The following is a 25087-nucleotide window of genomic DNA, read 5'->3' on the forward strand; positions in this document are numbered from 1 at the left end:
GACTAATGACCACTGACTAATGAGCAACACCTTCTGCCAAGAGTTCTTTAACGGCTGCTAGGAATTCTTGCTCGATGTAAGGTTTGGTGAAGTAGTGTTTAGCACCTAAGTGTTTAGCTAGCTGTTGGTGCTTCTCGCTACTACGGGACGTGAGCATTACCACAGGAATTTTTGAGAGTTGCGGGTCTTGCCTGCGATGGCTGAGGAACTCAAAGCCATTCATGTTTGGCATTTCCACGTCGGAAATTACAAGTTGGATAATGTGTAGATTTTGTTGTAGTTGGTTGATTGCCTCCCGACCGTCTCTAGCTTGTAAAACGCGATAGTCAGCTTTTTGTAGAGTCAGTGCCAAAGTCTGCCTTACGGTAATTGAGTCATCTACCACCAGCACAGTTGGAGTCACGGTTTTAACTGGGGGAGCTGATGGAGTAGAACTACTATCATCTGACAGTTCCGCAACAGGCAAGCTGGGTAGAGCGCCAACATCACCGACGCGCCGTCCGTCGCCAAAGAAGGATTGCAACAGCCCAGATACGTCAACGACTGGGATCAAACAACCGTTACCTAAAATCGTACAGCCATAAATATATATTGGTGGCGCGATCGCAGGACTGAAAGGTTTAATGACGAGTTCTTGCTCTGTAACCAAGCGATCGACTTCAATAGCAATCAGCTGGTCGTCTTGTTCTAACAACAGAATCGGTGCTGCCCAGTCATCAGGGGTAGGCACAGTTGCCAAACTCTGATTTTGCTGAGTCTCCGGTAACGGACAAGAATATTGAAGTAGTTGGGATAGGTGATAGGCAGGAACGATATGACCCTGCCAATGCAAAAATCTCTTGCCACTACTGACTCTCACCTGATCGGGTTGGGGAATTAAAATTTCAGCAATACTGTCTGAGGGTAAAGCCAGAGCAGTGGAGCCGACAAAGCAAACGAGTAGTTTGGCGATCGATAATGTCAATGGAATTCGTAAGGTAAAGGCAGTGCCGCGCCCTGGTTCGGAGTTCAGCGTCACGCTACCTTTAAGCGATCGCAATTGGTCGCGCACCACATCCAGTCCTACACCTCGACCGGACAGCTGGCTGACTTGACTTGCCGTAGAAAATCCTGGTTCAAATAGCAATTCTAACAACCGCGATGGCTCCGCAACGGCGGCTTGTTCTGGAGTTAATAACCCCATGTCTATACCTTTTGCTCGAATCCGGTCTAGGTTAACACCCCGTCCATCATCTCGCACTTCAATCATGGTCTGGCTACCTTGGTGATAGGCACGAATTTCAATCGTCCCTTGCTCTGGTTTGCCCCGCTGCTGTCGATCCTCTGGCATTTCGATCCCGTGATCGAAAGCATTGCGAACTAGGTGTACTAACGGATCGTTGAGTTTTTCCAGCACGGCTCGGTCTACTAAAACCCCCGTTCCATTTAACTTAAGTTCTACTGGTTTGTTGTACGAATTCGATAAGTCGCGCAACATGCGTGGGAAACGGTTGAGAACTTCACTCAAAGGCAACATCCTCGCCCACATCAAGTCATCGCGTAAATGACCCAGCATTTGGCGTTGTCTTTCTAGCGTTTGACTAGATTGTCCTGCCAGTAACACCACGTCACCTACAGTTTCTTCTAACTGCATGATTTCTTCTAGAGTGGTTTGTACCAGGGAGTGTAGCTCGCCATAGTTATCCATCTCCAAAGAATCAAAGCTCGTTTGACCGAATGCGGCAAGTCCTGTAGGTGCGATCGCAGTGACATTTTCAGAATTAGATTTTCCTACAGTACTACTGGTTAACGCTCTGTAGCTCTGAGGAGCGACTAACATCTGGTCGGCAAAATCTCGCAAGTTATGAGCGATTTGTCTGAATTTAGCAAAACGTCGCAGTAAAGCAACGATAATTGCTTGCATTTGATCGTTTTGCAGTGCGAGACTGTTGCGGTTAATTGCCAATTCACCAACTAAATTATTCATCCGTTCCAGTCGCTCTAAGTCAACGCGCACTGAAAGCTGAGATAGTTGAGGAGTAGCAGCCTTATTACCAGCTTTGCTTGTTTCTGGTGCTTGGCGTGCTGCCCCAGAAATTTTAAGCGGAGCTGGATTGCTGGGAGCAATCGCGGTACTTTTTTCTGCAACTGTCGGTAACTTGGGTGTGGTTGGTACTATAGAAGTCGATCGCCCAGTGGGTAGAGCGAGATCCTCTAGTGGTGGTAGATTACCAAATATCTGTTCGACAGATTGAATTGCGTCTGACGGACTTTCCCGATCGATGCGATTCGCGGCTTTTTGCTCAGAAGCAGCAACGACAGCAGGCGCAGCTGGCTCTTCTGCTAATTTCAAGTCACCAAAAATATCATCTAGAGATGGAATAGAGGTACGATCTGCTTGAGGTGCAGCATTTGGCGATGCATCTACGATCGCGCTGTCTTGACCGATGCTACCGAAAATATCGTCTAGACTGGGAAGCGCAGTAGTTTCGGGCGTAGTAGCAGGGGTAGCGAGCGGTGTTACGGGGACATCAGTTTCTACTAACGTACCAAATACATTCTCTAAAGATGTTTGTGCAGTTGGAACTGCTGTCAAATCTCCTATGGCATCTAATGTGCCAAATATGTCTTCAACCGATGATTCAGGAATTACTGGCAATGGCATAGATGCTAAGTCTACCTCCGCCAAAGCGCCAAAAACATCGTCTACAGGCATGTTGAAAACGGCTGGAGCGGCTGCCTCTACCAGTGCTGCTAAAGCTGGGGAGAGATTGCCACCAGATGTGCGATCGCCTGCCATGACTGCTTGTCTACCTGCCTCAAAGTCAGCTAGAGCGAGTTGAGCGATCTGTAAAGCTTGCTCTGGATGAGCTTCGCTCGCGGCGATTGCAGTAGAGGCGATCGCTCCGAATCCTGGCAGGTTTAACAACTCGGCAATACCTGCAAATACTTCTGCTTGCGCTCGCAATTCTCCCGCAATTTCTTTACCTGTAGGATCGGTAATGACAGCCGAGAGTCGCTCGATTCCCTGAGCAACATCCACCTCAAAAATCGAGAGTGCAATATCTACCCCTAGATCGACAGAGCTAGGTAACTCCGCCGCTCCTTTCAAGAAATTTCCTATACTAGATTCGATCCGGGCAAACACTGGTTCTGCTGTTGCCATTGCCTGCTCGTTGTCGCACTGACCGTTCTCAATCTGCTCGATTAATGGCAGGCGCAGACAGTCATAAGCTTCTAACAGCAAGCCTTCTACTTCGGCATTAATATCTAACTCTGGGTTGTGCAACCCTTTAAAGATATCTTCTAGGCTATGAGCTAGGGTTTTAATCGTGTCTAAACCAACACTCGCCGCTCCTCCCTTAATTGAGTGAGCAGCCCGCATCATGTTATGGACTTTGGCGGTGCTGCGTTCCGTTCTGAGCGTCAGCAATTCCTCTTCAATGAGCTGCAATAGCTCTGGAGCTTCTTGAATGAAGAATTGATAAGCCTGGTCGCGAATATCAGAGTCGATCGCCATACAGAATAGGGAGTAGGGAGTAGGGAGTAGGGAGCAGGGAGCAGGGAGTCGTAGGGGCGGGTTTAGCGCAAGCTTGACGGATGAGGCAATAAATCTTGGTTCAAAACCCGCCCGTACTGGGGAGTCGGAAGTTGAGGAAGATAAATTGATATCTCTTCTCACGCACCACGCACCACGCAAGAGCGCACCACTAACTAACTTTGAATTGGCTGACACTAGCTTGCAGTTCTTGTGCTAGTGCTGAGAGTTCTCTAAAGGAGCTGGAAACTACGGTTGCTTCATTGGAAGTGCGGTCGGCGATCGCCACTACATCTGTCATTGTGGCAGTCACGACTTCAGACGTTTGGGACTGCAATATCGCAGCAGAAGCGATCGCCGCTACGAGTTCGCCGATCTGTTGACTCGCCGTAGCAATTTGGTTCAGGCTTTGACGAGTTTCATCGACTAGCTTTGTTCCAGAAACAACTTGCTCTGTACCAGCTTCCATTGCTGCTACCACTTCGTTTGTCTCTGCCTGAATGTTGGCAATCAAACTTTCAATTTCTGCGGTTGCTTCTGCTGATTGCCGTGCCAAGACGCGCACTTCATCAGCTAGTACGGCAAATCCTCGTCCTTCTTCTCCAGCACGGGCAGCTTCAATAGAAGCTTTTAATGCTAATAAGTTAGTTTGAGCGGCAAATCTACCAATCAAGTTCACGACTTTAGAAATCTTTTGAGACGATTCACCCAACTGCTTCACTTTTTTTGAGGTTGTTGTCACCGTGTCCCGAATTGCCATCATTCCTTCAACGGTACGGTTCATCGTCGTACCTCCCACTGCTACTGTTTGAGTTGCTTGTTGCACGACTGCTTCTGCTTGAGAAGCACTTGCTGCTACGGCACGAATTGAGTTGGACATCTGTTGAATTCGCTCTAATGCCGCAGTCATGACCTCGGTTTGTCGCAGTGCTTCTTGAGATAGTTCGCCCACAGATCGTTCGCTGCTAGTTGTCGTACTGGCTACTTGTTGAGCGGCAGTTTGTACTTGCGTCACGATTTTCCGCAAGCTGTTAATTGTGGCATTGTAAGAGTCGGCGATCGTGCCGATTTCATCTTCGGTGACGTTAGCGCGTACTGTTAAGTCGCCGCGACTGACGGGATCGACTTCCATCAATAGTTCTAAAGCGCGTTGCTGCATGAACTCTCTAGCATTCTTTTGCTGCTCTAACAGAGATGCGCGATCGAGAGCGTAGCCAATTTGCGTTGCTAATTGCCGGAAAAAGTCCATCTCTTGCTGCTGCCAAACACGCGCACTAGAACATTGATGAGCAATTAATAAACCAAATAACCGATCGCCCTGCACAATTGGCGCGACTAAATTTGCTTTGACGCTAAATTGTTCGAGTTGTTTGCGATAACAAGCAGTCACTCTCGGTTCTTTGTATATATCGCTAATACTTGTTACTTGCCCTTTTTTGTAGCGTTCTACTTGACCTTTTCTCAAGCAGGGATCTTCAATCTCAGCTCCCATTGCTACTGGAAAACCATTAGCCACCGACTCAGCTATAATCGTCCCCTTCCAGTTAGTTGGATCTAAACCGTAAATCACTACTCGGTCTGTGGCGATCGCTTGCCGGATATTATCAGTAGCAACATTCAGTACATCTTGTAGGTTATTGATTTGAGCAATTTTGAGCGTGATATCTTTTAGTAGCTCGCTGCGCTTAGCTTCATCTTGTTGTTCTTGTAAGAGATCCAGCCGCTGCAAAGATGACCCTAATTGCAATCCTAAGCGCTCTAGAAAATTAATTTCTGCTTGCTCCCAACGATGAGATTTTGAACAGTATTGAGCAAAGACTAAACCAAAAAGCTCGTCGTTTTTAATAATTGGTGCAACTAAGTTCGCTTTAATTTTCAATCTTTCGAGTAATTGAACGTGGCAATCAGTAAAGCCGGCTCGATAAATATCATCGATCGCCCTTACTCGACCTTTCTTGTATTCTTCGGCTTTATTTGCCTGCATACAAGTATCGGCGATCGTCGTGTTAAGGCAAGACGGTAAACCAGGTATGGCTGCCTCGGCAACAACTATTCCACTCCAATCGGGGTGGAAGCGATAGACTACTACTCGTTCTACTTGTAATGCATCACGGGTAGCTTTGACTATATGAGCTAACACGTCTTCAACTGTTTGAAAATCTCGCGTTTTTGCTGCTAAGTCGCCAAAAAATTGAGCGTACTTTGCTTCTTGGCGACGAGCTTCCAGATTGGCTTCAATATTAGCTGCCATCTGATTCAATTCTTGCGAGAGAATGCCAATTTCATCGTGGCGATCGCTGGTTTCTTCCAGTCTCGTAGCAGTCTCTCCAATCCCAATCTGTTGTGCGAAACTCGCTAAGCGTTTGAGCGGTCGAGAAAAAGAGCCTGCTACTGGAATTGCAACTAAACCAATTAACAGCAACATGCCTCCAGACACACCGTAGGCGAAAAGTTGCTGTTCGCGAATGTGAGCTTCTATTTCATCCAAAGGTGTACCGACGAAAGCCATGCCAACAGGCTTAGCTTTGTCTGGATGCAAAATCTTTTCATGGTCGTACAGAGGACTGTATGCTGTGAGATACGTTTGCCCCAAGATGTTTGTCTGACCGTTAAATTCTTGCCCCCGATCTAGGACTGTCTGTGCAACTTCTCTTGCAGCTCGCGTACCAATTGCTCTAGATTTACCGTCTGTATAAGGGACAGTAGTTGTCACTCGCCAGTCTTGAGCAAAGATTGTTGATAAGGAAACTTTTTCAAAGTCTTTAAAACTATCTACCTGCCCTGGAGCTTGGTTGATTACAGAACCGACAATGACAGCACCTACGACTTTTTTACCTGCTAGAATTGGCTGTACTGCCATCCCTACCAATCCCATTTTCCCCGCATCAATGTTGTAGGTTCCATTGGAAGAGGGTTGTTTGCTTAGTGGTAAACCTGCTGTCGGTTGGGGACGAATACCAATATTTGCCTGCTTATCTTGCCCTAAGCGTTTGAGAACATTACTGTTAATGAGTTCTAGACCGCTTAAAACTTTTCCCGATCGCAAAGCGTGTTGGACAATCGGCACATCCCCTAAATTGATACCATTTGGGAGAGAGACTCGGCGGTAGGGAGGATTGAGTTCTACTTTATCTACGGCTAAGTTTAAATATTCTTCGGATAAGGTGCGAATACTTTGAGCTACTGTTTTTCCGTCAGCATCTACAATGACGCGGATATTTTTTTCTACAGAACCACTACCATCTGTGACGCTAAATTTGCCTAAAAAGGTATTGAGAAACTGGCGCTGAGTTACTATTTGCTGCCCATCGCGTAGGTCAACCTTCATCGCTTGTACGACTTCGGCAATCGTATTTGCTTCTGTAGCTGATTCTGTAACAACCCACGTGGCATAGTTAGATAAGAAACTAGCTTGAGCTTTTTGTAAAAATGTTTGAGCGTTCTGTATTTCTCTTTGTCGCGTCACAGCAGCATTTCTCTGCGTTACCACGACTATAGGTAGTGCCGCACTCAACATCAACAATAGAGTTAGCTTGGTGCGAAAGCTAAAATTATTCCACGGTCGATCGCGACGCTGCTTGCCAATAGCAGATTTCTGTGGCGATCGCGGTGGCTGCGAGGATGTTTTGACCTCAGAGTTTGAGACTTGGGAAGTTTGTTTGAGGCGAGAATTTAGCATAGCTGATACATTTTCGAGGGAGTAGGGAGTAGGGAGTAGGGAGTAGTGCTAATTGTTGATGGTTAATAGTTGATTGCAATTACCCTATCAACCATTAACAATTAACCAACAACGTTACTCACTCCTAACTAACTTTGAACTGACTGGCGCTAGTTTGTAGTTCTTGCGCCAGCGTTGAGAGTTCCTTAAATGCCGCAGATACTACAGTTGCTTCGTTGGAAGTGCGGTCGGCGATCGCGGCTACATCTGTCATTGTTGCCGTTACGACTTGCGATGTCTGAGATTGCAACGCCGCAGCAGAAGCGATCGCCGCTACGAGTTCGCTAATCTGTTGGCTCACTTCCGTAATTTTGAGCAGATTTTGCCGCGTTTCATGCACGAGTACAGTACCCGTCACCACCTGCTCCGTACCAGCTTCCATTGCTGCTACAACTTCGTTTGTCTCTGTCTGAATATCTTTCACCAAGTTTTCAATTTCTGCCGTTGCTTCTGCCGACTGCCGTGCTAGGGTTCGCACTTCGTCAGCTACCACCGCAAATCCTCGTCCTTGTTCTCCCGCGTGAGCCGCCTCAATAGAAGCGTTAAGCGCTAGTAGGTTAGTTTGATCGGCAAATGTACCGATCAGGTTGACAACTTTCGAGATCTTTTGGGACGATTCACCCAATCGCTTCACTTTTTTAGAGGTTTCTGCCACCGTTTGTCGAATTGCCATCATCCCGTCCACAGTCCGGTTCATGGCTGTATCGCCTTCTGCCACCGTTTGAGTTGCTTGCTGCACTGCTGCTTCCGCTTGGGAGGCACTACTAGCTACAGCAAGAATTGAATCTGACATTTGCTGAATCCGCTCCAAAGCCGCAGTCACTGCTTCAGTTTGTCGTAGGGCTTCTTGAGATAGTTCGCCGACAGATCGTTCGTTACTAGTCGTTGTATGAGCTACCTGTTTGGCAGTAGTTTGTACTTGAGTGACGATTTTCCGCAAGCTGTTAATTGTCGCGTTGTAGGAGTCGGCGATCGTCCCGATTTCGTCTTCGGTGACGTTAGCGCGGATCGTCAGGTCGCCTCGGCTGACGGGATCGACTTCCATTAGCAGTTCTAAAGCGCGGCGCTGTAAGAATTCTCTGGCATTCTGTTGCTGCTCTAACAGAGAGGCGCGATCGAGCGCGAGTCCTACTTGGGTAGCGACCTGGGAAAACATGGCAATTTCTTCTTGCTGCCATTTACGGGGAGCATCGCACTGGTGAGCGATCAATAGACCCAAAAGTTCGCCACTACGAATCACGGGAGCAACTAAGTTTGCTTTGACTGCAAACTGTTGTAACTGAGCAATATGACAATCAGTTAGTCCCGCATCGTATATATTTTCTGTTGCTTGCACTCGTCCTTGACGATAGCGTTCTACGTAACCTTTGGCAAAACAGGGGTCGTCAATATCTGCTCCCAGAGCTTTAGGAAAACCTTCGCCTACAGATTCAACAATCACTCTACCTTTCCACTGCTCGTTGAAACTATAAATGATGACGCGATCGCTATTCAGCGCTTGGCGCAGTTCTTGCACCGCAGTGTCCATAATTTCTCGCACGCCAAGTCCTTGAGTCAGTTTAATGGTGATATCTTTCACCATTGAGGCTCGCTCTGCCACAGCTTGCTTTTGTTCTAGAAATGATAAGCGATTTAAGATAATCCCTAACTGAGATGCTAGCTGCTTGAGGAAGTTAATTTCTTCTTGCTGCCAAATGTGGGTTTGTTGGCAATGATGGGCAATTAATAAGCCAAACAACTGATCGTTTTTCAAGATTGGCGTGACCAAATTGGCTTTAATTTGCAATCGTTCCATTAGCCGCAGGTGTTCTGGATGAAAACCAGCCGCCATGACGTTGCTGGTAGGAACGACGCGACCGCGCCTATATTCTTCCAGCAGGCGTTCGCCAATACATGCATCGTCAACATTATTGTCGAGGGCGCGTGGCAAACCAGGTAAGACTGATTCAGCGGCAATGTAGCCACTCCCATTGGGATTAAAGCGATAAACGACGACTCGATCTGTTTGTAAAAGTTCTCTGGCTCCCTGTACTGCTTGGCTGAAGACAGTTTCTAAATCTTCCGAGCCGCCGTCGCGGGCAGAGGCAATTTCTGAGAGGAAGTTAGCTTGTTGAGTTTGGGCAGTTTGATTTTGGAGGAGTTGTTGTAACTGACTTGCCATCTGGTTGATGTTGGTTCCCAAGACTGCCAGTTCATCTTCTCCCGCTACTGTCAAACGAGTATCTAGCTCGCCTTGACCCAATTTCTCCACTGCATCCGCCGCGTCTAAAATGGGACGAGTGGCGCGGTTAACTAAGTAAGCAGCGATCGCGCTGACTAAAAATGCCGCGATCGCCGTACCAACACCGAAGTTTAATAATAATCCTCGTTGGGCAGCAAATGCTGTAGCTGAATCTCTTGCAATTGCGGAACTCCAACCTAAATTTGGTATTCCCTCTACTTTTGGAAAAGGAGCATACGTCAAGATGTGTTCTTCTTGATGATTGGTATGAATATCAGTTGTTGCTCCGCTCGCAGGCTTTGCTTGCATTTGCTGCAATTTAGGAAAGATCGATTTAGCCTCTTTGCCTAAATTCATGGCATCTTGAGAACCCAAAACTTTGCCGTTAGCATCAATTACTAAATATTCTTGTTCGCTGGCACCATATTTTTCTAGCAACTTGCTCACTGCTTCGACTGGAATTTGGGCGCGAACGACACCAATGATTTGGTTAGTCAGAGAATTTCTGACTGGTGCAGCAACACCAATACCTAATTTTCCGGTAGATTTCGAGATTGTTGGTTGATTAATGAAAGGGCGACCAGTTTTCAACGCTTGCTGAAAGTATTCTGCATTTTTGTGATTGGCTATTGGTTTACCTGTAGACTGCAAGATAGTGTCGCCATTGAGATCGAACATAGCAATGCTGCTATATACCCCGTAGGCATTGACATATCGATCTAGTAAGCTCTGCTTTTCCTGCGGCGTTGTGACTGCTACTACTTTAGGATTGGCTAGGATTGGTAAATTTGCTAGTACTTGAATATCGCCATACCGCTCAACCATGAAATTTGATAGCTCTTTACTTAGAGCTTCATTTTGCAATAGTTGACTTTCCGTAACATCTTTATATAGTTGTCGATCGGTCAAGAAATAATCAGTTGCCCCAATTACCACCACAGGAATCGTACTCAGGGCAACTGCTATAGCTGTGGCTTTGACCCTTAAACTAAGTCCTTGTTTGCGAGGTTGGTTCGGTTGCTGGCTCGGTTGTGGTTCGCTATTGTTTTGATTAAAATTTGGCTGTTTTTCAATGTCAGATATTGGCTGCTCGTTAAATGCCGTATCGTCATGAAAAGGCTCGTTGTAATTACCCTTATGAGTATTTTTAGCTTGGTTGGGTTGGGAAGGAGAATTCATAGTTTAAGTCGTTAACTTAGAAATCAGGGGCGAGACGGAAACTTTCACCTGCAAGTTTGGTAATGATGCCAGATGAAATTAGCTCAAGCATTTCAACTAACCTCCGTTTTTGACTGAGGCATTCCAGCGATGATGGAGTCGCCATCTAACACCACCAAGATTTCGCCATTCGGCTTGGGAAAATAACCACGCAAATACGGCACTAACTCAGGGGTGACAGCAGACGCGGGAGGGGATTGAATGTTATCGGGGTTGCACCATTCCATGTCTTCCACCTGATTGACCAATAGTCCCAGCACTTTTTTACCTGTTTTACGATCGCTTTGTTTTTCGGCAACCTGCTGGGCGTTGTGAATCACCACTGCTGTGTAACTAGAGCGACTAGTTCCTTGTTGGTATAAGGGAGCCTGTCCGATCTTGTGACCCAGATCGACGATCCACAGAATCTCGCCTCGCCAGTTATAAACACCCATAACCCAAGCGGGTAAATGGGGAATAGGTACGATTTGAGCAGTGGGTACGGTCAGTACTTCTGCGATTTGGGATAGTGGCAATATGGCAGTCGTATCTGGTGGTAAATGCAATCGCAAAAACTGCTGTTTTGAGCCAGCAGCTTCTTCTGCATTTGGATTTCCTGCTACTACACCCCTGGTTGTAAATTCCGATATCATGACCGCTCTCCTAGCAGTTCTTGGCTAGCAAATGTGCCAAACAATCGTTAGATTAATTCCAATCATTTCAACAGTTGCTTGACAGTTTGCAGTAGTTTTTCTTGATCGATAGGTTTGGTAATATAGGCATCTGCGCCTTGTTTCATGCCCCAGAACTTATCCATTTCGCTACCTTTGGTGGAACACATGACAACAGGAATCATGCTCGTTCCTGCTTCTGATTTGAGATCGCGACAAAGTTCAAAACCGCTCCGACCTGGTAGCACGACATCCAAAATAATTACATCTGGTTTTTGACTGCTAATTTTTACTAAAGCATCTTCGCTACTAGTAGCTGTTTGAACGCTTAAACCACCGCGTTGTAAGCAACTAGTGATGACTTGCATTTCTGTCATTGAGTCATCGACAACTAAAACTGTACTCATGGCTTCAACCTCTAGAACAAATGAAAATAAACTAGTATTTGGATCGATTACAAGCGATCGGATTTAAGGCATTGCAAACGAGAACAGCTACTTCATAATGAGTCATATTAAAGATCTTCTACTAAAGAATTACTGTTAAGATGTTTAGACGTTACCGATAACACTGTTTCTGCATCTACTGGCTTACTCAAAAAATCTGAAGCCCCGACAATTTTGGCACGAACTCGATCGATAATGCCATCATTTCCAGTGAGGATAATAATGGGAGTGATACGGAAAGCCGAAACTTTACGTAACTGGCTGCAAATTTCATATCCATTGGTATTTGGCATAACTAAATCTAAAAAAATTAAGTCTGGTTTGCGGCTCAACAAACCAGCGATCGCGCGCAGAGAATCTTGGACGGCAAAAAATCTGTAGCCGCTTGCTGTCAAGATTTGTTCCATACTTTGACAAACTAACGGGCTATCATCTACGCAAGCAATCAGTGGTCCTTTGCCAGAAGGTGTGGATGGCGGCGGTGTGGCTGGCGCTGCTGGAGCGACTGGCGACGCTAAATCGGGAATATCAATCAGTTCAACTAAACCGGCTTGAATGTAAGGTAGTAAAGAACAAATGACATCCTTAACATCCCGATTCATGACTACTGCTAAATCTCGCAATGTCCGCTGTCCGTCCAGCAGTTTAGTTAAATTTTGATAAACAGCAGGCGATACTTGTTCCTGAAGCTGTTCTGGTTGGTTAATAACTGCGGCTTTGTTTGGCGAGCGATCGGCAACTTTTGCTTTTTGCCAGAGTTGCCAAATTTGTTGGACTTCTGATAGTATTTGCCCTGGATCGAGTAATGCTAATTGTGGTAGTGCAATGTTATCTGTCTTGCTCTGATATGTGACGTGCGTAGCTTGAGTAATATCAAACATGACTTCAGAGACAATCGCCGCGATCGTTTTTCCCGCTTGCTCTCTAGTAATTTGCTGTTTCTCGATTCCTGCGTTTAGCAAGTGGCATTCCCAGCAATTATCCGAGCTATTTGAAGCGTTAGAGAGAACGGCAGATAATTTTAGCTGTTGAATATCAACTTGCGGACAATGCGATTTTAAAGCTCTATACCAACGTCTAACGGTATGATTTCCTCCAGAGGCATATAAGATTCTGCCCAGAAATAGATAAACAATCCATTCTTGTTCTAGAGGGCTTTTTAGTAATAATTGTCCGCTGAACCTTTCTTGCTTTAAAGTGTTAAAATGATTGACAAAATCATTGCTTGCTATCGGTTCTGTCATCATAAGATAAATTATTGGCTAATGAAAATTTTACGTTCATTGAAAAACTCGAAGTATAAACAAGAGATCGCGCTTCATAAAAAAAATAGTAATAATGTAAAAATAAGTTTTAGAATAGAGGGGCTAAACAGTTGAACTTACTTAATCATGACTTCAACTTTTGTTAACTCAAAACATTACATAGACAAGAAAGACGATTGATAATAAAGCTAATTAAACTCCCGTCATAATGTAGCCTCGATCATGACATTAGCTCAAAGTAGCAAGTAACCGTATGAATACTGAATTTATCGAGCCGAAATAGCATCACGTACGTGTTCTCAATGGCTTTTTCGCTGCATAAAAGGTATTTATCTACTAATAAAAGCTCGCGAAGAGGAGTTTTTTGTAGTTAGCCGATTCAGCTCGTATTAGTCTCGATTAAAGTTGCATTTTGGCGATCGCGTCTCAACCCGCCGCTCAAACATGAAGAGCAGCAACGGAGTTGCGCTCGAACAACTATCCAGCTAGGGTATGAGTAGATCTATCAAGCGCTCGACCTTGTGCTGGCGATCGCATGACAGCAGAAGTTTGAGAAACAGCATGAATGAGGGTTCGGCGCTATTTAGCCGCGCGCGGAAGTCTGGAGCGTCAAATTAAATATTTCCAACCGTGCTATTTACAGCATGTTATTTGCGAGGTCAGAAAGTTTACAAACTTAGCTTTGGTTCCACAAATTCTTTACTAAGTTTTTATATACCATAAAGTATATTTACTGTGTCTTTACACTATATAAGCAATCTGCATACTACTATTGTTACGCAGATGGTTAATTTATACTTGTTTATAAAATTAGCAAAACAGTGACAAAGCAATCGATTGGAAAGACAAGAGGAAACCTGCAAAGTTTTGAGGTGCTTGCATGAAAGCAGTCATACTGGCTGGAGGGCTTGGGACTCGTCTGAGTGAGGAAACCACCGTCAAACCAAAGCCGATGGTGGAGATTGGTGGCAGACCGATCTTGTGGCACATTATGAAAATTTACTCTGCCTCTGGTATTAATGATTTTATTATCTGTTGCGGTTACAAAGGATACTTAATTAAGGAATACTTTGCTAACTATTTTTTGCATATGTCAGACGTGACGTTTGACATGCGTTTCAATCAAATGAACGTTCACTGCGGTTATGCCGAGCCTTGGCGAGTCACTCTAGTAGATACGGGTGATAAAACCATGACTGGTGGAAGACTCAAGCGCGTTAGAGAACATATTGGTAATGAAACTTTCTGCTTCACATACGGCGACGGCGTGAGTAGCGTCAATATCAAAGAGATAGTCAAATTTCACAAAGAGCAAAATACTTTAGCAACTCTAACCGCCAGTCAACCGCCAGGACGCTTTGGTGCAATTCATCTGGAAGGAGATCAGACCAAGATTACTAGCTTTAGAGAAAAACCAGATGGCGATGGAGCATGGGTCAATAGTGGTTTCTTTGTTCTAGAACCAGAAACGATTGATTTGATCGAAGATGATAAAACAATTTGGGAACAAGAACCATTACAAAAACTGGCACAGATGGATGAGCTATCAGCCTACAAGCACCCTGGTTTTTGGCAACCGATGGACACGCTACGAGACAAGCACCTGCTTGAAGAACTTTGGAACAGTGGCAACGCTCCTTGGAAGGTATGGTAGGCAAGTCAAAAGTTAAGTAGGGGTGGGTTGATGTCTTAATTCTGAGATGAACGATCGGCGATCGATCGCTAAACCCGCCTGTATCAGTCTAATATTAATCACTTCAATCGCATGAATAATAATCTCACGTATGATTTCGCGATCGTTGGTGGTGGGATAGTAGGGTTAGCTACAGCCATGACGTTAGGCGATTGCTATCCCGATGCCAAAATTCTAGTTTTAGAAAAAGAAAACGATTGGGCATCTCATCAAACTGGGAATAATAGCGGCGTAATCCACTCGGGTATTTACTACAAACCAGGTAGCTTCAAAGCTAGATTTTGTCGAGAAGGCAGTCGCTCGATGGTAGAGTTCTGTCAGCAGCACGATATTCCTCATGAAGTTTGCGGCAAAGTCATTATTGCCACGACTACCGCACAACTGCCATTACTAGATAATCTTTATGAAAGAGGTTTAGCTAATGGTTTGGGCGTGAGAAAGTTGAGTGCGGCAGAAGTTGCGGAATACGAACCGCACGTTAGCTGTTTGGCAGGAATCCACGTACCTACAACTGGAATCGTTGACTACAAAAGGGTTGCGCAGAAGTATGTGGAAATAATTCAAGCTCAGGGTGGAGAATTAAAGCTCGGTACTAAGGTAGAACGAATCCGACATACGAGCAACACGACAGTGCTAGACACTAACTCTGGTAGCTTTGAGACAAAGTTTACGATCAATTGTGCCGGACTGCAAAGCGATCGCATTGCTAAAAAGAGCGGAGCCGATCCCCAAGCCAAAATCGTACCTTTTCGGGGCGAATATTACGAACTCGTACCAGAAAAACGCTACTTAGTCAAAGGCTTGATTTACCCCGTACCCAATCCTGCTTTCCCCTTCTTGGGCGTACATTTTACCCGCATGATTGATGGCAGCGTTCACGCTGGACCTAATGCAGTCTTGAGTTTCAAGCGCGAAGGCTACCACAAAACAGATTTTGACTTCAAAGATTTGGCAGAAGTGCTAACCTATCCAGCTTTTTGGAAGCTAGCTGCCAAACACGCCGATGAAGGAATTAAGGAAATCGTTCGTTCTTGGAGTAAAGCTGCCTTTGTCAGGAGTCTACAACAATTGATTCCAGAGGTGCGAGAACAAGATGTCGTGCCAACTCACGCGGGAGTGAGAGCGCAAGCACTCAAAGCCGACGGTAGTTTAGTGGATGATTTCTTACTCGTGCCAGGAAAAAATGCTATGCACGTTTGTAATGCTCCTTCCCCAGCTGCTACCTCTTCGCTAGAGATTGGTAAGGCAATTGTTGCCGCAATTTCCCAATCCCCCTTCCAGGCAAACACAGTCAAAGTATAGGAAGAATAATTATCAATGAAAGTATTAGTTACAGGTACAGAAGGATATTTAGGCTGTTTACTACCACCACTATTAATCAAACGGGGACATGAAGTTCTAGGAGTAGACACTGGATTCTACAAAGTTGGCTGGTTGTACAACGGGACTGATACGACTGCTCAAACCTTAAATAAAGATATTCGCCACATCACTACAGAAGATTTGCAGGGTGTAGAGGCGATCGTTCATATGGCAGAATTGTCTAACGATCCTACCGGACAGCTCGCACCCAACATTACTTATGATATTAACCACAAAGGTTCAGTACGGTTAGCGAATTTAGCTAAAGCTGCTGGGATTCGCCGCTTCGTGTACATGTCTTCTTGCAGCGTCTACGGGGTTGCCACCGAGGGTGATGTAACAGAGAGTTCTCCTGTGAATCCGCAAACTGCCTATGCCGAGTGTAAAGCTTTGGTAGAGCGGGATCTAACGGCAATGGCAGATGATAGCTTCTCGCCTACATTCATGAGAAATGCCACAGCTTTTGGTGCTTCGCCACGAATGCGCTTTGATATCGTCCTGAACAACTTATCTGGATTGGCATGGACGACACAGGAAATCAAAATGACGAGTGACGGTACGCCCTGGCGACCTTTAGTCCACGCACTAGATATATGTAAAGCGATTATTTGTACCCTAGAAGCGCCACGGGACATCATTCACAATCAAATCTTCAACGTTGGGGATACGGCACACAATTACCAAGTACGAGAAATCGCCGAAATTGTAGCGGAAGCTTTTCCTGGCTGTCAAGTGAGTTTCGGTAACAGTGGATCGGATAATCGCAGCTATCGAGTCAGTTTTGAGAAGATTAACTCTACCTTACCAGGGTTTAAGTGTGAGTGGGATGCACGGCGGGGAGCAAAACAGTTATTTGAGTTGTTTAGTGGAATTCAAATGACTGCTGATGTATTTACTTCCAGAGGGTTTACTCGCTTGAAGCAATTGGAGTATCTATTGCAAACAGGACAGTTGGATAAAGATTTCTTTTGGAATCAACCAAAATAATCTTGTTTGCTCAAACTTCAGTTTCCACTCTTTGAGTGGAATTTATTTTGTAATTTAGCTTTAAATCGTAGGAGAAATCGGATAGTGAGTAAAAAGTGTCGTTTTTGTGGTAACGAACTGCGATATACCTTTGCAAATTTAGGTATGTCACCTATAGCAAATGATAATTTAACTTCAGAACACTTGAATCGCGCCGAGAAGTTTTATCCACTCCACACATACGTCTGCGATCGCTGTCTTCTGGTACAGTTAGAGGAATTTGAATCTCCAGAACATATTTTTGGCGACGGCGACTATGCTTATTTTTCTTCTTACTCCGAAAGCTGGCTCAGACATGCCAAAGCTTATACTGAATTGATGGTAGAAAGATTCAAATTTAATGCAGCTAGCCAAGTTGTCGAAATTGCTAGCAACGACGGTTACTTGCTGCAATATTTTCATCAAAAAGGCATTCCAGTACTAGGAGTAGAACCAGCGGCAAACACCGCTAAAGCGGCAGCTGAAAAAGGAATTCCAACTTGGGTAAAATTCTTTGGCGTAAACACGGCTAAAGAAATGGTTGCAGAAGGAAAATCGGCAGACTTATTGTTAGGCAATAACGTTCTGGCTCACGTCCCCGATGTGAATGACTTTATCGGTGGCATGAAAATTGTCTTGAAGCCAAATGGCATCTTGACAATGGAATTTCCGCACTTACTGCAACTAATGCAGCAAAATCAGTTTGACACGATTTATCACGAGCATTTTTCTTACTACTCCTTCATTACAGTAGAGAAAATGTTTGCCGCGCACGGTTTAACGTTGTTTGATGTCGAAGAACTCCCGACGCATGGCGGTTCTTTACGAATTTACGGCAAGCATAGCGATGCAGTAGAGCCAGCAGTTAGCAACCGCGTCAAGCAATTGAAGGCAAAAGAAGCGGCTGCTGGGTTGGAAGATATTGAAACTTACTTGACATTTGGCGAACAAGTTAAAGCAACCAAGCGCAAGCTACTGAAATTTCTGATCGAAGCTAAATCTCAAGGAAAGACGATCGCCGCCTACGGTGCGCCAGCTAAAGGCAATACTCTACTGAATTACTGCGGTGTGGGCAAAGATTTCATCGACTACACTGTAGATCGCAGTCCTTACAAACAAGGGTTGTTCCTACCTGGAACTCATATTCCAATTCTGCATCCAGATAAAATCCGCGAAACACAGCCCGATTACGTGTTGATTTTACCTTGGAATTTGAAAGAAGAGATTATGACCCAAATGGCATATATCGCTGAATGGGGTGGACAGTTCGTCGTGCCGATTCCAGAAGTACGAGTTTATCCGGCAATTCAGCAACAGGTTTTGTCTACTATAGCTAGCTAATGCCACGAGCGAGCCTATGCTTTTTACTGAAACGGCGCTCCAAGGAGCGTACATCATTGACATAGAGCGAAAAGAAGATAGTCGGGGGTTTTTTGCGCGGACTTTTTGCGATCGCGAATTTGCTGCGCTTGGCTTAGAAATTACTAACGTCCAGTGCAGCATTGCCTTCAACCATAAAAAAGGTACGCTGCGAGGAATGCATTACCAAGCGGCTCCAGCAACAGAGGCAAAGTTAGTTCGCTGCACTCAAGGAGCAATCTACGATTGTATTGTCGATCTGCGCCCCGATTCTCCCACATACCTATCTCATATCTGTGTGGAGTTGACTGCTGATAATCACAGGGCGCTATACATTCCAGAAATGTTCGCTCACGGCTATCAAACTCTTGACGATAATACAGAGATAGCGTACCAGATGAATAAGTCTTATGCGCCTGGATACGAGCGGGGGTTGCGCTACAACGATCCGATTTTGGATATTCAGTGGCAGCTACCAGTGAGCGAAATTTCTCGCAAAGATCTGGAATGGGATTTGCTGGAAACGGTTTTAATTAAATAGCAACCCTACCGAAAGTGAGTCGTGGGTACTCGCAATTGGTAGTTGGTAGTTGGTAGTTGGTAGTTGGTTAAGAGGTAAGGGGATGCTGACAACTGATAACTGACAACTGATAACTGTAAATGGCAACTTATAACTACAATCCACAGCAGGAAGTCATCGGACTGTTACCAGCAGGGGGACAAGCAACGCGCATTTCTCCCTTGCCTTGTAGCAAGGAATTGTATCCGATTGGCTTTCGCTCTCAAGCAGATGGTAGCCTGCGTCCCAAAGTTGTATCTCACTATTTACTAGACAAGATGCAAATGGCAGGGATTCGAAAGGCTTTCTTTCTCCTACGCCCTGGAAAATGGGATATTCCTGCCTATTTTGGCGACGGCGACATCGTAGGTTTGGATCTAGGCTATCTGGTAGTAGGTTTACCCTTTGGCGTGCCATATACCCTCGATCGCGCGTATCCTTTTGTTAAAGATGCAGCGATCGCGATCGGGTTTCCCGATATTCTCTTTCAACCAGATGATACATACAAGCGTTTACTGACAAGGCTTTATGCTGGCAATGCAGATGTAACAATCAACTTGCTACCGCTTGAGCATTCGCACAAAGGTGGTATGGTTGACTTCGACGATCGAGGATGGGTAAGGCAAATTATTGAAAAACCTGCCCAAAGTGACTTGCAATACAGCTGGTGTGCTGCTGTCTGGAAACCAAGTTTTACAGAGTTTCTCCATCAGTTTGTCGCTGAGTTAGAAACAGAGCGTCACAATAGTTCGTCTCCACCCCGCGAAGTTCCGATTGGAGATGTTTTTCAAGCGGCAATTGATGCTGGCTTGCAAGTAGAAGCAGAAATGTGCGATCGCCAACCGTACTTAGATATCGGTACTCCAGCAGATTTACAGCGAGCCATACGTTACTTAACATCTGAGAAAATGTAGCGTTTGAAATTGATGAAAAGCTCCTCAAGTATTATTCGTTCAATTCGGCTCTCAAATCCCAGATAAATATCTTAAGTTTCTAAAATAGATTGAATCATCCGATTTCGATTAATTTTCTACTTTTGGTCGAACATAGTTTTGATTTGCAGAACCTGTTAAAATAACTTTGATTACCTATATAAAATTAGTAACAAACTTGTTGTAGGAGTAAAATTATGATTCAAGTTAGTCCGAGTATTCATAACTTATCTTATTTAAGGAAATCTCTCAACTCAGACGATATAGGACGACAAATTTATCAAATGATATCTCGATTATATCCAATTTGTCGTAGTATTACGGGTAATGGAGTCCGAGAAACCCTAAAAATTATTCAAGAACATATTCCTTTAGAAATAGCAGAAATTCCTACAGGTACAGAAGTTTTTGACTGGACTATACCAAAAGAGTGGAATATTAAAGATGGATATATTAAAAATTCAAAAGGAGAGAGGATTGTAGATTTTCAGAAATGCAATTTGCACGTCGTGAACTATAGCGTTCCCGTACATAAAACCGTCACCTTATCTGAATTAAAAGCACATCTACATACGCTCCCAGAATATCCCGATCGCATACCATATCGAACTTCGTACTATAAAGAAACCTGGGGCTTTTGCTTAAGTCACGCACAGTTGTTATCGCTAGCAGATGAAGAGTATGAAGTTTGTATTGATTCGAGTTTAGAAACTGGATATTTGACCTATGGCGAATATTATTTACCAGGCGAAACGCGAGAAGAAATTTTAATTTCCTGCCATACTTGCCATCCATCTTTATGTAACGATAATCTTTCCGGTATATCGTTAGCTACATTGTTAGCCAAACATCTCGGTCAGATTCAGCAACGAAGATACTCTTATAGATTTCTGTTTATTCCAGGTACAATTGGTTCCGTGACTTGGCTAGCTTTAAACGAGCAAAATGTCAATAAAATTGCTCACGGCTTAGTTGTTACTGGTGTAGGTGACGCAGGAAAATATACTTATAAAAGAAGTCGTCGGGGTGACACGCAGATAGATCGAGCTGCAATCCACGTCATGCAACACTCTGGCTCGGAATATCAAGTTATTGACTTTTTTCCCTACGGCTATGACGAACGGCAATATTGTTCTCCCGGGTTTAATTTGGCTGTAGGTTGCTTCATGCGATCCTCCCACGGTCAGTATTCTGAATATCATACTTCCGCAGATAATTTGAGCTTCGTGCAACCTGAGTATTTAGGGGACTCCTTTGCCAAATTTTTGTCGATTTTGCACTTATTAGAAAATAATCGCACTTACTTAAATCAAAATCCTAAATGCGAACCACGCCTGGGTAAAAGAGGACTGTACAGAGCTGTAGGCGGTCATGCAGAAGAACAAGTGAATGAGCTAGCTTTGTTATGGGTTCTCAATTTATCGGATGGCGAATATAGTTTATTGGACATAGCCGAGCGATCGCAACTCAGTTTTGATGTCATTAAGCAAGCAGCAGACGCTCTAGCAGGCTGCGAGCTGTTGAAAGCTAAGCCAGAACCAGCTATGAAAGCATAAAGAATTCTCGTAAAATACACCTATATATAGATGAGTCAATCTGACTACGATCTAGACTATGACAAAGAAGATGAATCTATTGCCCAAATAGTTGAAGTTAAAATGAGTGATGCGCTGGCGGAATTAGCGGGAAAGAGAGTTTTAGTTACAGGTGCGAGTGGATTTTTGGGTTCTCATTTGTGCGATCGCCTATGTCAAAATGGTGCGGAAGTTCATGCTATTTCTCGCACAGAACGCACGACAGACAATGAGTTGCTGTATTGGTGGCAAGGCAATGTGGAAGATGTGGAAGTCGTGCAAAACCTATTTCAGAAAATTCAACCCCAGATTGTCTTTCATTTATCTGGACTGATTACTGGTGTTGCTGGTTTAGAGTTGGTATTGCCCACATTTCACAGCTTAGTAGTGAGTACTGTCAATATCTTGACAGTTGCGACTCAAAGGCAGTGCGATCGCGTCGTCACGATCGGATCGTTAGAGGAACCAGAACCAAAACAAGGTGAAATTGCGCCAATTTCACCCTATTCTGCTGCTAAGTGGGCTAGTGTCGCTTACAGCCGCATGTTTCACCATCTCTACCAAACACCTGTCGTTCTCGTACGTCCGTTTATGACCTACGGACCCAGGCAACCCATTCATAAAATTATTCCTGCCGTTACCCTATCTCTACTTCAAGGCGAAGCTCCCAAACTAGCCAGTGGTAGGCGAGAAGTTGACTGGATTTACGTTGATGATGTGATCGACGGTATGCTAGCGGCAGCAAGAGTACCTGGGGTTGAAGGACATACCTTCGATCTGGGGTCGGGCAATTTAGTTTCTATTCGTTCGCTGGTAGAACAACTGACGCAAATAATTAACCCACAAATAGAACCTTTATTTGGTGCTTTACCCGACCGACCAGTAGAAAAAGTGCGAGTAGCAAACATAGCTTTGACTTCAGATAAATTAGGCTGGCAGCCTAAAATGTCTTTAGAAGCAGGTTTAGTTTCTACAGTTAATTGGTTTCGTCAGCAGTTAAAAGCTGAGCGTACTTAAAGCGTTCTTAGTTTTATGCTTTTGGACTAATTTGTCCAATGATAAATTTATGCCAATTGCTTTAGTCTTAATTAGTTATAGCGCGTACAAGTTGTAATAGTTGTAATTCTGAGTTTGAAACAAGCGATTGATAAATATGGTTAATAAAAAATATGACTAGTAAGCAAAGAGTACAAGAAATCATCAACAGAATAAAAGTTATCGTCGGCTTGCACCTAAGAAATCTAACTTCTTATTTGTTGTTTTTATGGATTGTGGTGGGGAAAAGCAAACCTCTAACGCTTAGCCAGAAATCGGCGATCGTTTTTGCGCCTCACCAAGATGATGAAACTTTAGGCTGTGGTGGCGCGATCGCCCTCAAACGCCAGCAGGGAATCCCAGTGAAAGTGGTGTTTATGACTGACGGACGCTATGGTTTCCTCGATCGCAAGGAAACAACAGAAGTTATTAACTTCCGTAAAAAAGAAGCCATAATTGCGCTTAATGCTCTTGGAGTTGCGGATTCAGAGATTATTTTTCTCGACCAAATCGACGGCACTTTGGCGAACTCGATCGGTGAATCACGCCAAAACTTAGTCGAGCAGATCGTTCAATTGTTACAACAAACTGCACCAGGGGAAGTGTACGTTCCTCATCGCAAAGATTTTCACGCCGATCACGAAGCAACTTACGATCTAGTCCGTACGGCGATCGCCCAGTCTGGAATGCAGATAGAGCTACTACAATATCCCATTTGGATCTTCTGGCAAAATCCTCTGTCATTTCAACTTCAAGGGAGAGATCTCGACGGCGCTTATCGACTATCGATTAATTCCGTTCGCGATCGAAAACATCAAGCTATAGAAACTTATCAATCACAGATTCCCGGTCTCAGTCGTGGTTTCTTACAACGGTTTTTTTCGCCATACGAATTATTCTTCAAAGAATAAAGTCATTTCGACTTTACAGTTACAAGTTATTAAGAACAGATAATGTTCGCGGTAAATTAAAATAGTAGCCTGAATGTTCGCAGTAAACTAAAATAACAACTTTGTTTTTAGTTAAAAACAAAGTTCAAATGTATAGATATCTAAGTATAGATAGCAACAGAACAGTCATGATTGCTAATTTTTTGCATCGTCTAGGGTACTACTTCAATTTTATTGTTGGTAAAATTAGAGGTCGAATTAATCGTATTAAAGTTGCTTCTTTCAAGCCAGAAGGCATTGCCAAAGGAAACGCTCTAATTTCATATAACCTCGATCCATTTCTCGCCAAATCTTCTGAAGCAGTTTGCAATAAGCACACCCATCATTGGGAAACTGTGGAGATGGTAAAAATCTTGTTAGATTTAGGTTATTGCGTTGACGTTATTACCCTATTTAACGATTTATTCATACCCAAAAAAAAATATTCTATCGTACTCGATAGTCGGCACAATTTAGAAAGATTAGCTCCATTACTCGATCGGGACTGTATCAGAATTTTGTACGCCGATACAGCCCATATCATATTTCATAATGCGGCGGAATGCAATCGATTATATGCCTTGCAACAAAGAAGAGGTGTAACTTTACGCAATAACAGGTTTGAGCTACCGAATAAAGGAGTTGAGTACGCAGACTGTACTATTGTTTTAGGAAATGAATTTACGATTAATACCTTTAAATATGCTCGCAAACCGATATATCGCGTGCCAATTTCGACAACTGAACTTTACCCGTTTCCAGAAGAAAAAGATTTTGCTACCAGCAGCAAGCGGTTTTTATGGTTTGGTAGTAATGGAGCAGTTCATAAAGGGTTAGATCTGGTTTTAGAAGCTTTTGCAGAAATGCCAGATTACCACTTAACTATTTGCGGTCCAGTGAGCAAAGAGCTAGATTTTGAAAAAGCCTTTTATCAAGAACTTTATCACACTCCTAACATTCATACTTATGGATGGATCGATGTTAGTAGTACTGACTTTGTAAAAATTGCTAATTCTTGTCTCGGCATTATTTATCCTTCGTGTTCTGAGGGTGGTGGCGGTTGTGTAATTACCTGTATGCACGCTGGTTTAATCCCAATTGTGACTTACGAAGCTAGTGTAGATGTCAAAGATGATTATGGAGTGATTTTAAAAGAAGCTTCCATAGCAGAAATTAAAAAAGAGATTCAGAAAATCTCTAGTCTACCTCCAGCCGACTTAAAGGCAATGGCACGGCGATCGTGGGAATTTGTGAGGGCAAATCATACACGGGAGAAGTACTCTCAGGAATATCGTAGGGTGATAACAGAAATTATTGATATTTTTGGAAAAACAAAGGATTTAAATTAGTTGGAAACTGCTACTTGCTCTATTTCAACTAGCTTTCAAGGTATTGAAATAATATAGGACTCAGATTAAATTTTTGAAATCTACGTAGGATGCGTTACGCCAAAGGCTTATGTTTGAGTGAGGAAGCCGAACCACGTTGAAATAGCAAATAATTCTCAATAAATCGAAAATTTCCCAAGCGATCGTAGGTTGTCATTTTAGACGGCATAAGCGGGCGATTTTTGCAGTGAGGATAGTTATAGAGTTTGTATAACT

General features: G+C 44.0%; 16 protein-coding genes. 10 read left to right on the plus strand and 6 right to left on the minus strand.

Annotated elements, in window-relative coordinates:
- Positions 1-16: 16 nt before the first annotated feature.
- The 6 genes from QH73_RS01175 to QH73_RS01200 all read right to left on the minus strand — a co-directional run bounded on the left by QH73_RS01175 (position 17) and on the right by QH73_RS01200 (position 13017).
- Positions 17-3715: a hybrid sensor histidine kinase/response regulator gene (locus QH73_RS01175; RefSeq protein ID WP_309476427.1), complete on the minus strand. Its 3699-nt coding sequence runs from the start codon at positions 3713-3715 to the stop codon at positions 17-19.
- Entirely contained in the window at positions 3690-7196 is a 3507-nt protein-coding gene (locus tag QH73_RS01180) for a methyl-accepting chemotaxis protein (RefSeq protein ID WP_039714909.1), read from the minus strand. Before QH73_RS01180 ends, QH73_RS01175 begins: the two co-directional genes overlap by 26 nt.
- Before the next feature lie 124 nt (positions 7197-7320).
- Entirely contained in the window at positions 7321-10635 is a 3315-nt protein-coding gene (locus QH73_RS01185) for a methyl-accepting chemotaxis protein (RefSeq protein ID WP_039714910.1), read from the minus strand.
- Between the two features lie 92 nt (positions 10636-10727).
- Positions 10728-11306 carry a chemotaxis protein CheW gene (locus QH73_RS01190; RefSeq protein WP_039714911.1) on the minus strand — a complete coding sequence of 193 codons (579 nt, stop codon included), beginning with the start codon at positions 11304-11306 and terminating at the stop codon, positions 10728-10730.
- 62 nt (positions 11307-11368) lie between these two features.
- Positions 11369-11731 carry a response regulator transcription factor gene (locus QH73_RS01195; RefSeq protein WP_039714912.1) on the minus strand — a complete coding sequence of 121 codons (363 nt, stop codon included), beginning with the start codon at positions 11729-11731 and terminating at the stop codon, positions 11369-11371.
- A gap of 107 nt (positions 11732-11838) precedes the next feature.
- Complete coding sequence (locus QH73_RS01200; RefSeq protein ID WP_039714913.1) at positions 11839-13017, minus strand: response regulator; 1179 nt, start codon at positions 13015-13017, stop codon at positions 11839-11841.
- Positions 13018-13915: 898 nt separating this feature from the next.
- Between QH73_RS01200 and rfbF the strand changes: the two genes are divergently transcribed.
- The 10 genes from rfbF (at position 13916) to QH73_RS01250 (ending at position 24832) form a co-directional block, all read left to right on the plus strand.
- Positions 13916-14689, plus strand: coding sequence for a glucose-1-phosphate cytidylyltransferase (gene rfbF / locus QH73_RS01205; protein WP_039714914.1), 774 nt, complete (start codon positions 13916-13918; stop codon positions 14687-14689).
- A 111-nt stretch (positions 14690-14800) separates the two neighbouring features.
- Positions 14801-16030, plus strand: a complete 1230-nt coding sequence (lhgD, locus tag QH73_RS01210; RefSeq protein WP_039714915.1) for an L-2-hydroxyglutarate dehydrogenase — start codon at positions 14801-14803, stop codon at positions 16028-16030.
- Between the two features lie 15 nt (positions 16031-16045).
- Positions 16046-17077: an NAD-dependent epimerase/dehydratase family protein gene (locus QH73_RS01215; RefSeq protein ID WP_039714916.1), complete on the plus strand. Its 1032-nt coding sequence runs from the start codon at positions 16046-16048 to the stop codon at positions 17075-17077.
- 84 nt (positions 17078-17161) lie between these two features.
- Positions 17162-18436, plus strand: a complete 1275-nt coding sequence (locus tag QH73_RS01220; protein ID WP_039714917.1) for a class I SAM-dependent methyltransferase — start codon at positions 17162-17164, stop codon at positions 18434-18436.
- Between the two features lie 16 nt (positions 18437-18452).
- A complete protein-coding gene (rfbC, locus tag QH73_RS01225) occupies positions 18453-18995 on the plus strand; it encodes a dTDP-4-dehydrorhamnose 3,5-epimerase (RefSeq protein ID WP_039714918.1) in 543 nt (180 codons plus the stop codon).
- Between the two features lie 119 nt (positions 18996-19114).
- Positions 19115-19927 carry a nucleotidyltransferase family protein gene (locus tag QH73_RS01230; RefSeq protein WP_039714919.1) on the plus strand — a complete coding sequence of 271 codons (813 nt, stop codon included), beginning with the start codon at positions 19115-19117 and terminating at the stop codon, positions 19925-19927.
- A gap of 215 nt (positions 19928-20142) precedes the next feature.
- Positions 20143-21501: a DUF4910 domain-containing protein gene (locus QH73_RS01235; RefSeq protein WP_039714920.1), complete on the plus strand. Its 1359-nt coding sequence runs from the start codon at positions 20143-20145 to the stop codon at positions 21499-21501.
- Positions 21502-21531: 30 nt separating this feature from the next.
- A complete protein-coding gene (locus tag QH73_RS01240; RefSeq protein WP_039714921.1) occupies positions 21532-22536 on the plus strand; it encodes an NAD-dependent epimerase/dehydratase family protein in 1005 nt (334 codons plus the stop codon).
- Positions 22537-22688: 152 nt separating this feature from the next.
- Positions 22689-23465: a PIG-L deacetylase family protein gene (locus QH73_RS01245; protein ID WP_039714922.1), complete on the plus strand. Its 777-nt coding sequence runs from the start codon at positions 22689-22691 to the stop codon at positions 23463-23465.
- Positions 23466-23632: 167 nt separating this feature from the next.
- The gene (locus QH73_RS01250; protein ID WP_052289949.1) at positions 23633-24832 is read left to right on the plus strand and encodes a glycosyltransferase; all 1200 of its coding nucleotides are present in this window, start codon (positions 23633-23635) and stop codon (positions 24830-24832) included.
- The last annotated feature ends 255 nt before the right edge of the window (positions 24833-25087 follow it).

This window comes from Scytonema millei VB511283, from assembly GCF_000817735.3.
GTDB lineage: Bacteria > Cyanobacteriota > Cyanobacteriia > Cyanobacteriales > Chroococcidiopsidaceae > Chroococcidiopsis > Chroococcidiopsis millei_B.

Coding starts and splice junctions, on each gene's coding strand:
- QH73_RS01245 (WP_039714922.1), top strand. CDS start 22,689: ATGACTAGTAAGCAAAGAGTACAAGAAATCATCAACAGAATAAAAGTT.
- rfbF (WP_039714914.1), top strand. CDS start 13,916: ATGAAAGCAGTCATACTGGCTGGAGGGCTTGGGACTCGTCTGAGTGAG.
- QH73_RS01180 (WP_039714909.1), bottom strand. CDS start 7,196: ATGCTAAATTCTCGCCTCAAACAAACTTCCCAAGTCTCAAACTCTGAG.
- QH73_RS01190 (WP_039714911.1), bottom strand. CDS start 11,306: ATGATATCGGAATTTACAACCAGGGGTGTAGTAGCAGGAAATCCAAAT.
- QH73_RS01195 (WP_039714912.1), bottom strand. CDS start 11,731: ATGAGTACAGTTTTAGTTGTCGATGACTCAATGACAGAAATGCAAGTC.
- QH73_RS01215 (WP_039714916.1), top strand. CDS start 16,046: ATGAAAGTATTAGTTACAGGTACAGAAGGATATTTAGGCTGTTTACTA.
- QH73_RS01230 (WP_039714919.1), top strand. CDS start 19,115: ATGGCAACTTATAACTACAATCCACAGCAGGAAGTCATCGGACTGTTA.
- QH73_RS01185 (WP_039714910.1), bottom strand. CDS start 10,635: ATGAATTCTCCTTCCCAACCCAACCAAGCTAAAAATACTCATAAGGGT.
- QH73_RS01235 (WP_039714920.1), top strand. CDS start 20,143: ATGATTCAAGTTAGTCCGAGTATTCATAACTTATCTTATTTAAGGAAA.
- QH73_RS01200 (WP_039714913.1), bottom strand. CDS start 13,017: ATGATGACAGAACCGATAGCAAGCAATGATTTTGTCAATCATTTTAAC.
- lhgD (WP_039714915.1), top strand. CDS start 14,801: ATGAATAATAATCTCACGTATGATTTCGCGATCGTTGGTGGTGGGATA.
- QH73_RS01240 (WP_039714921.1), top strand. CDS start 21,532: ATGAGTCAATCTGACTACGATCTAGACTATGACAAAGAAGATGAATCT.
- rfbC (WP_039714918.1), top strand. CDS start 18,453: ATGCTTTTTACTGAAACGGCGCTCCAAGGAGCGTACATCATTGACATA.
- QH73_RS01250 (WP_052289949.1), top strand. CDS start 23,633: ATGATTGCTAATTTTTTGCATCGTCTAGGGTACTACTTCAATTTTATT.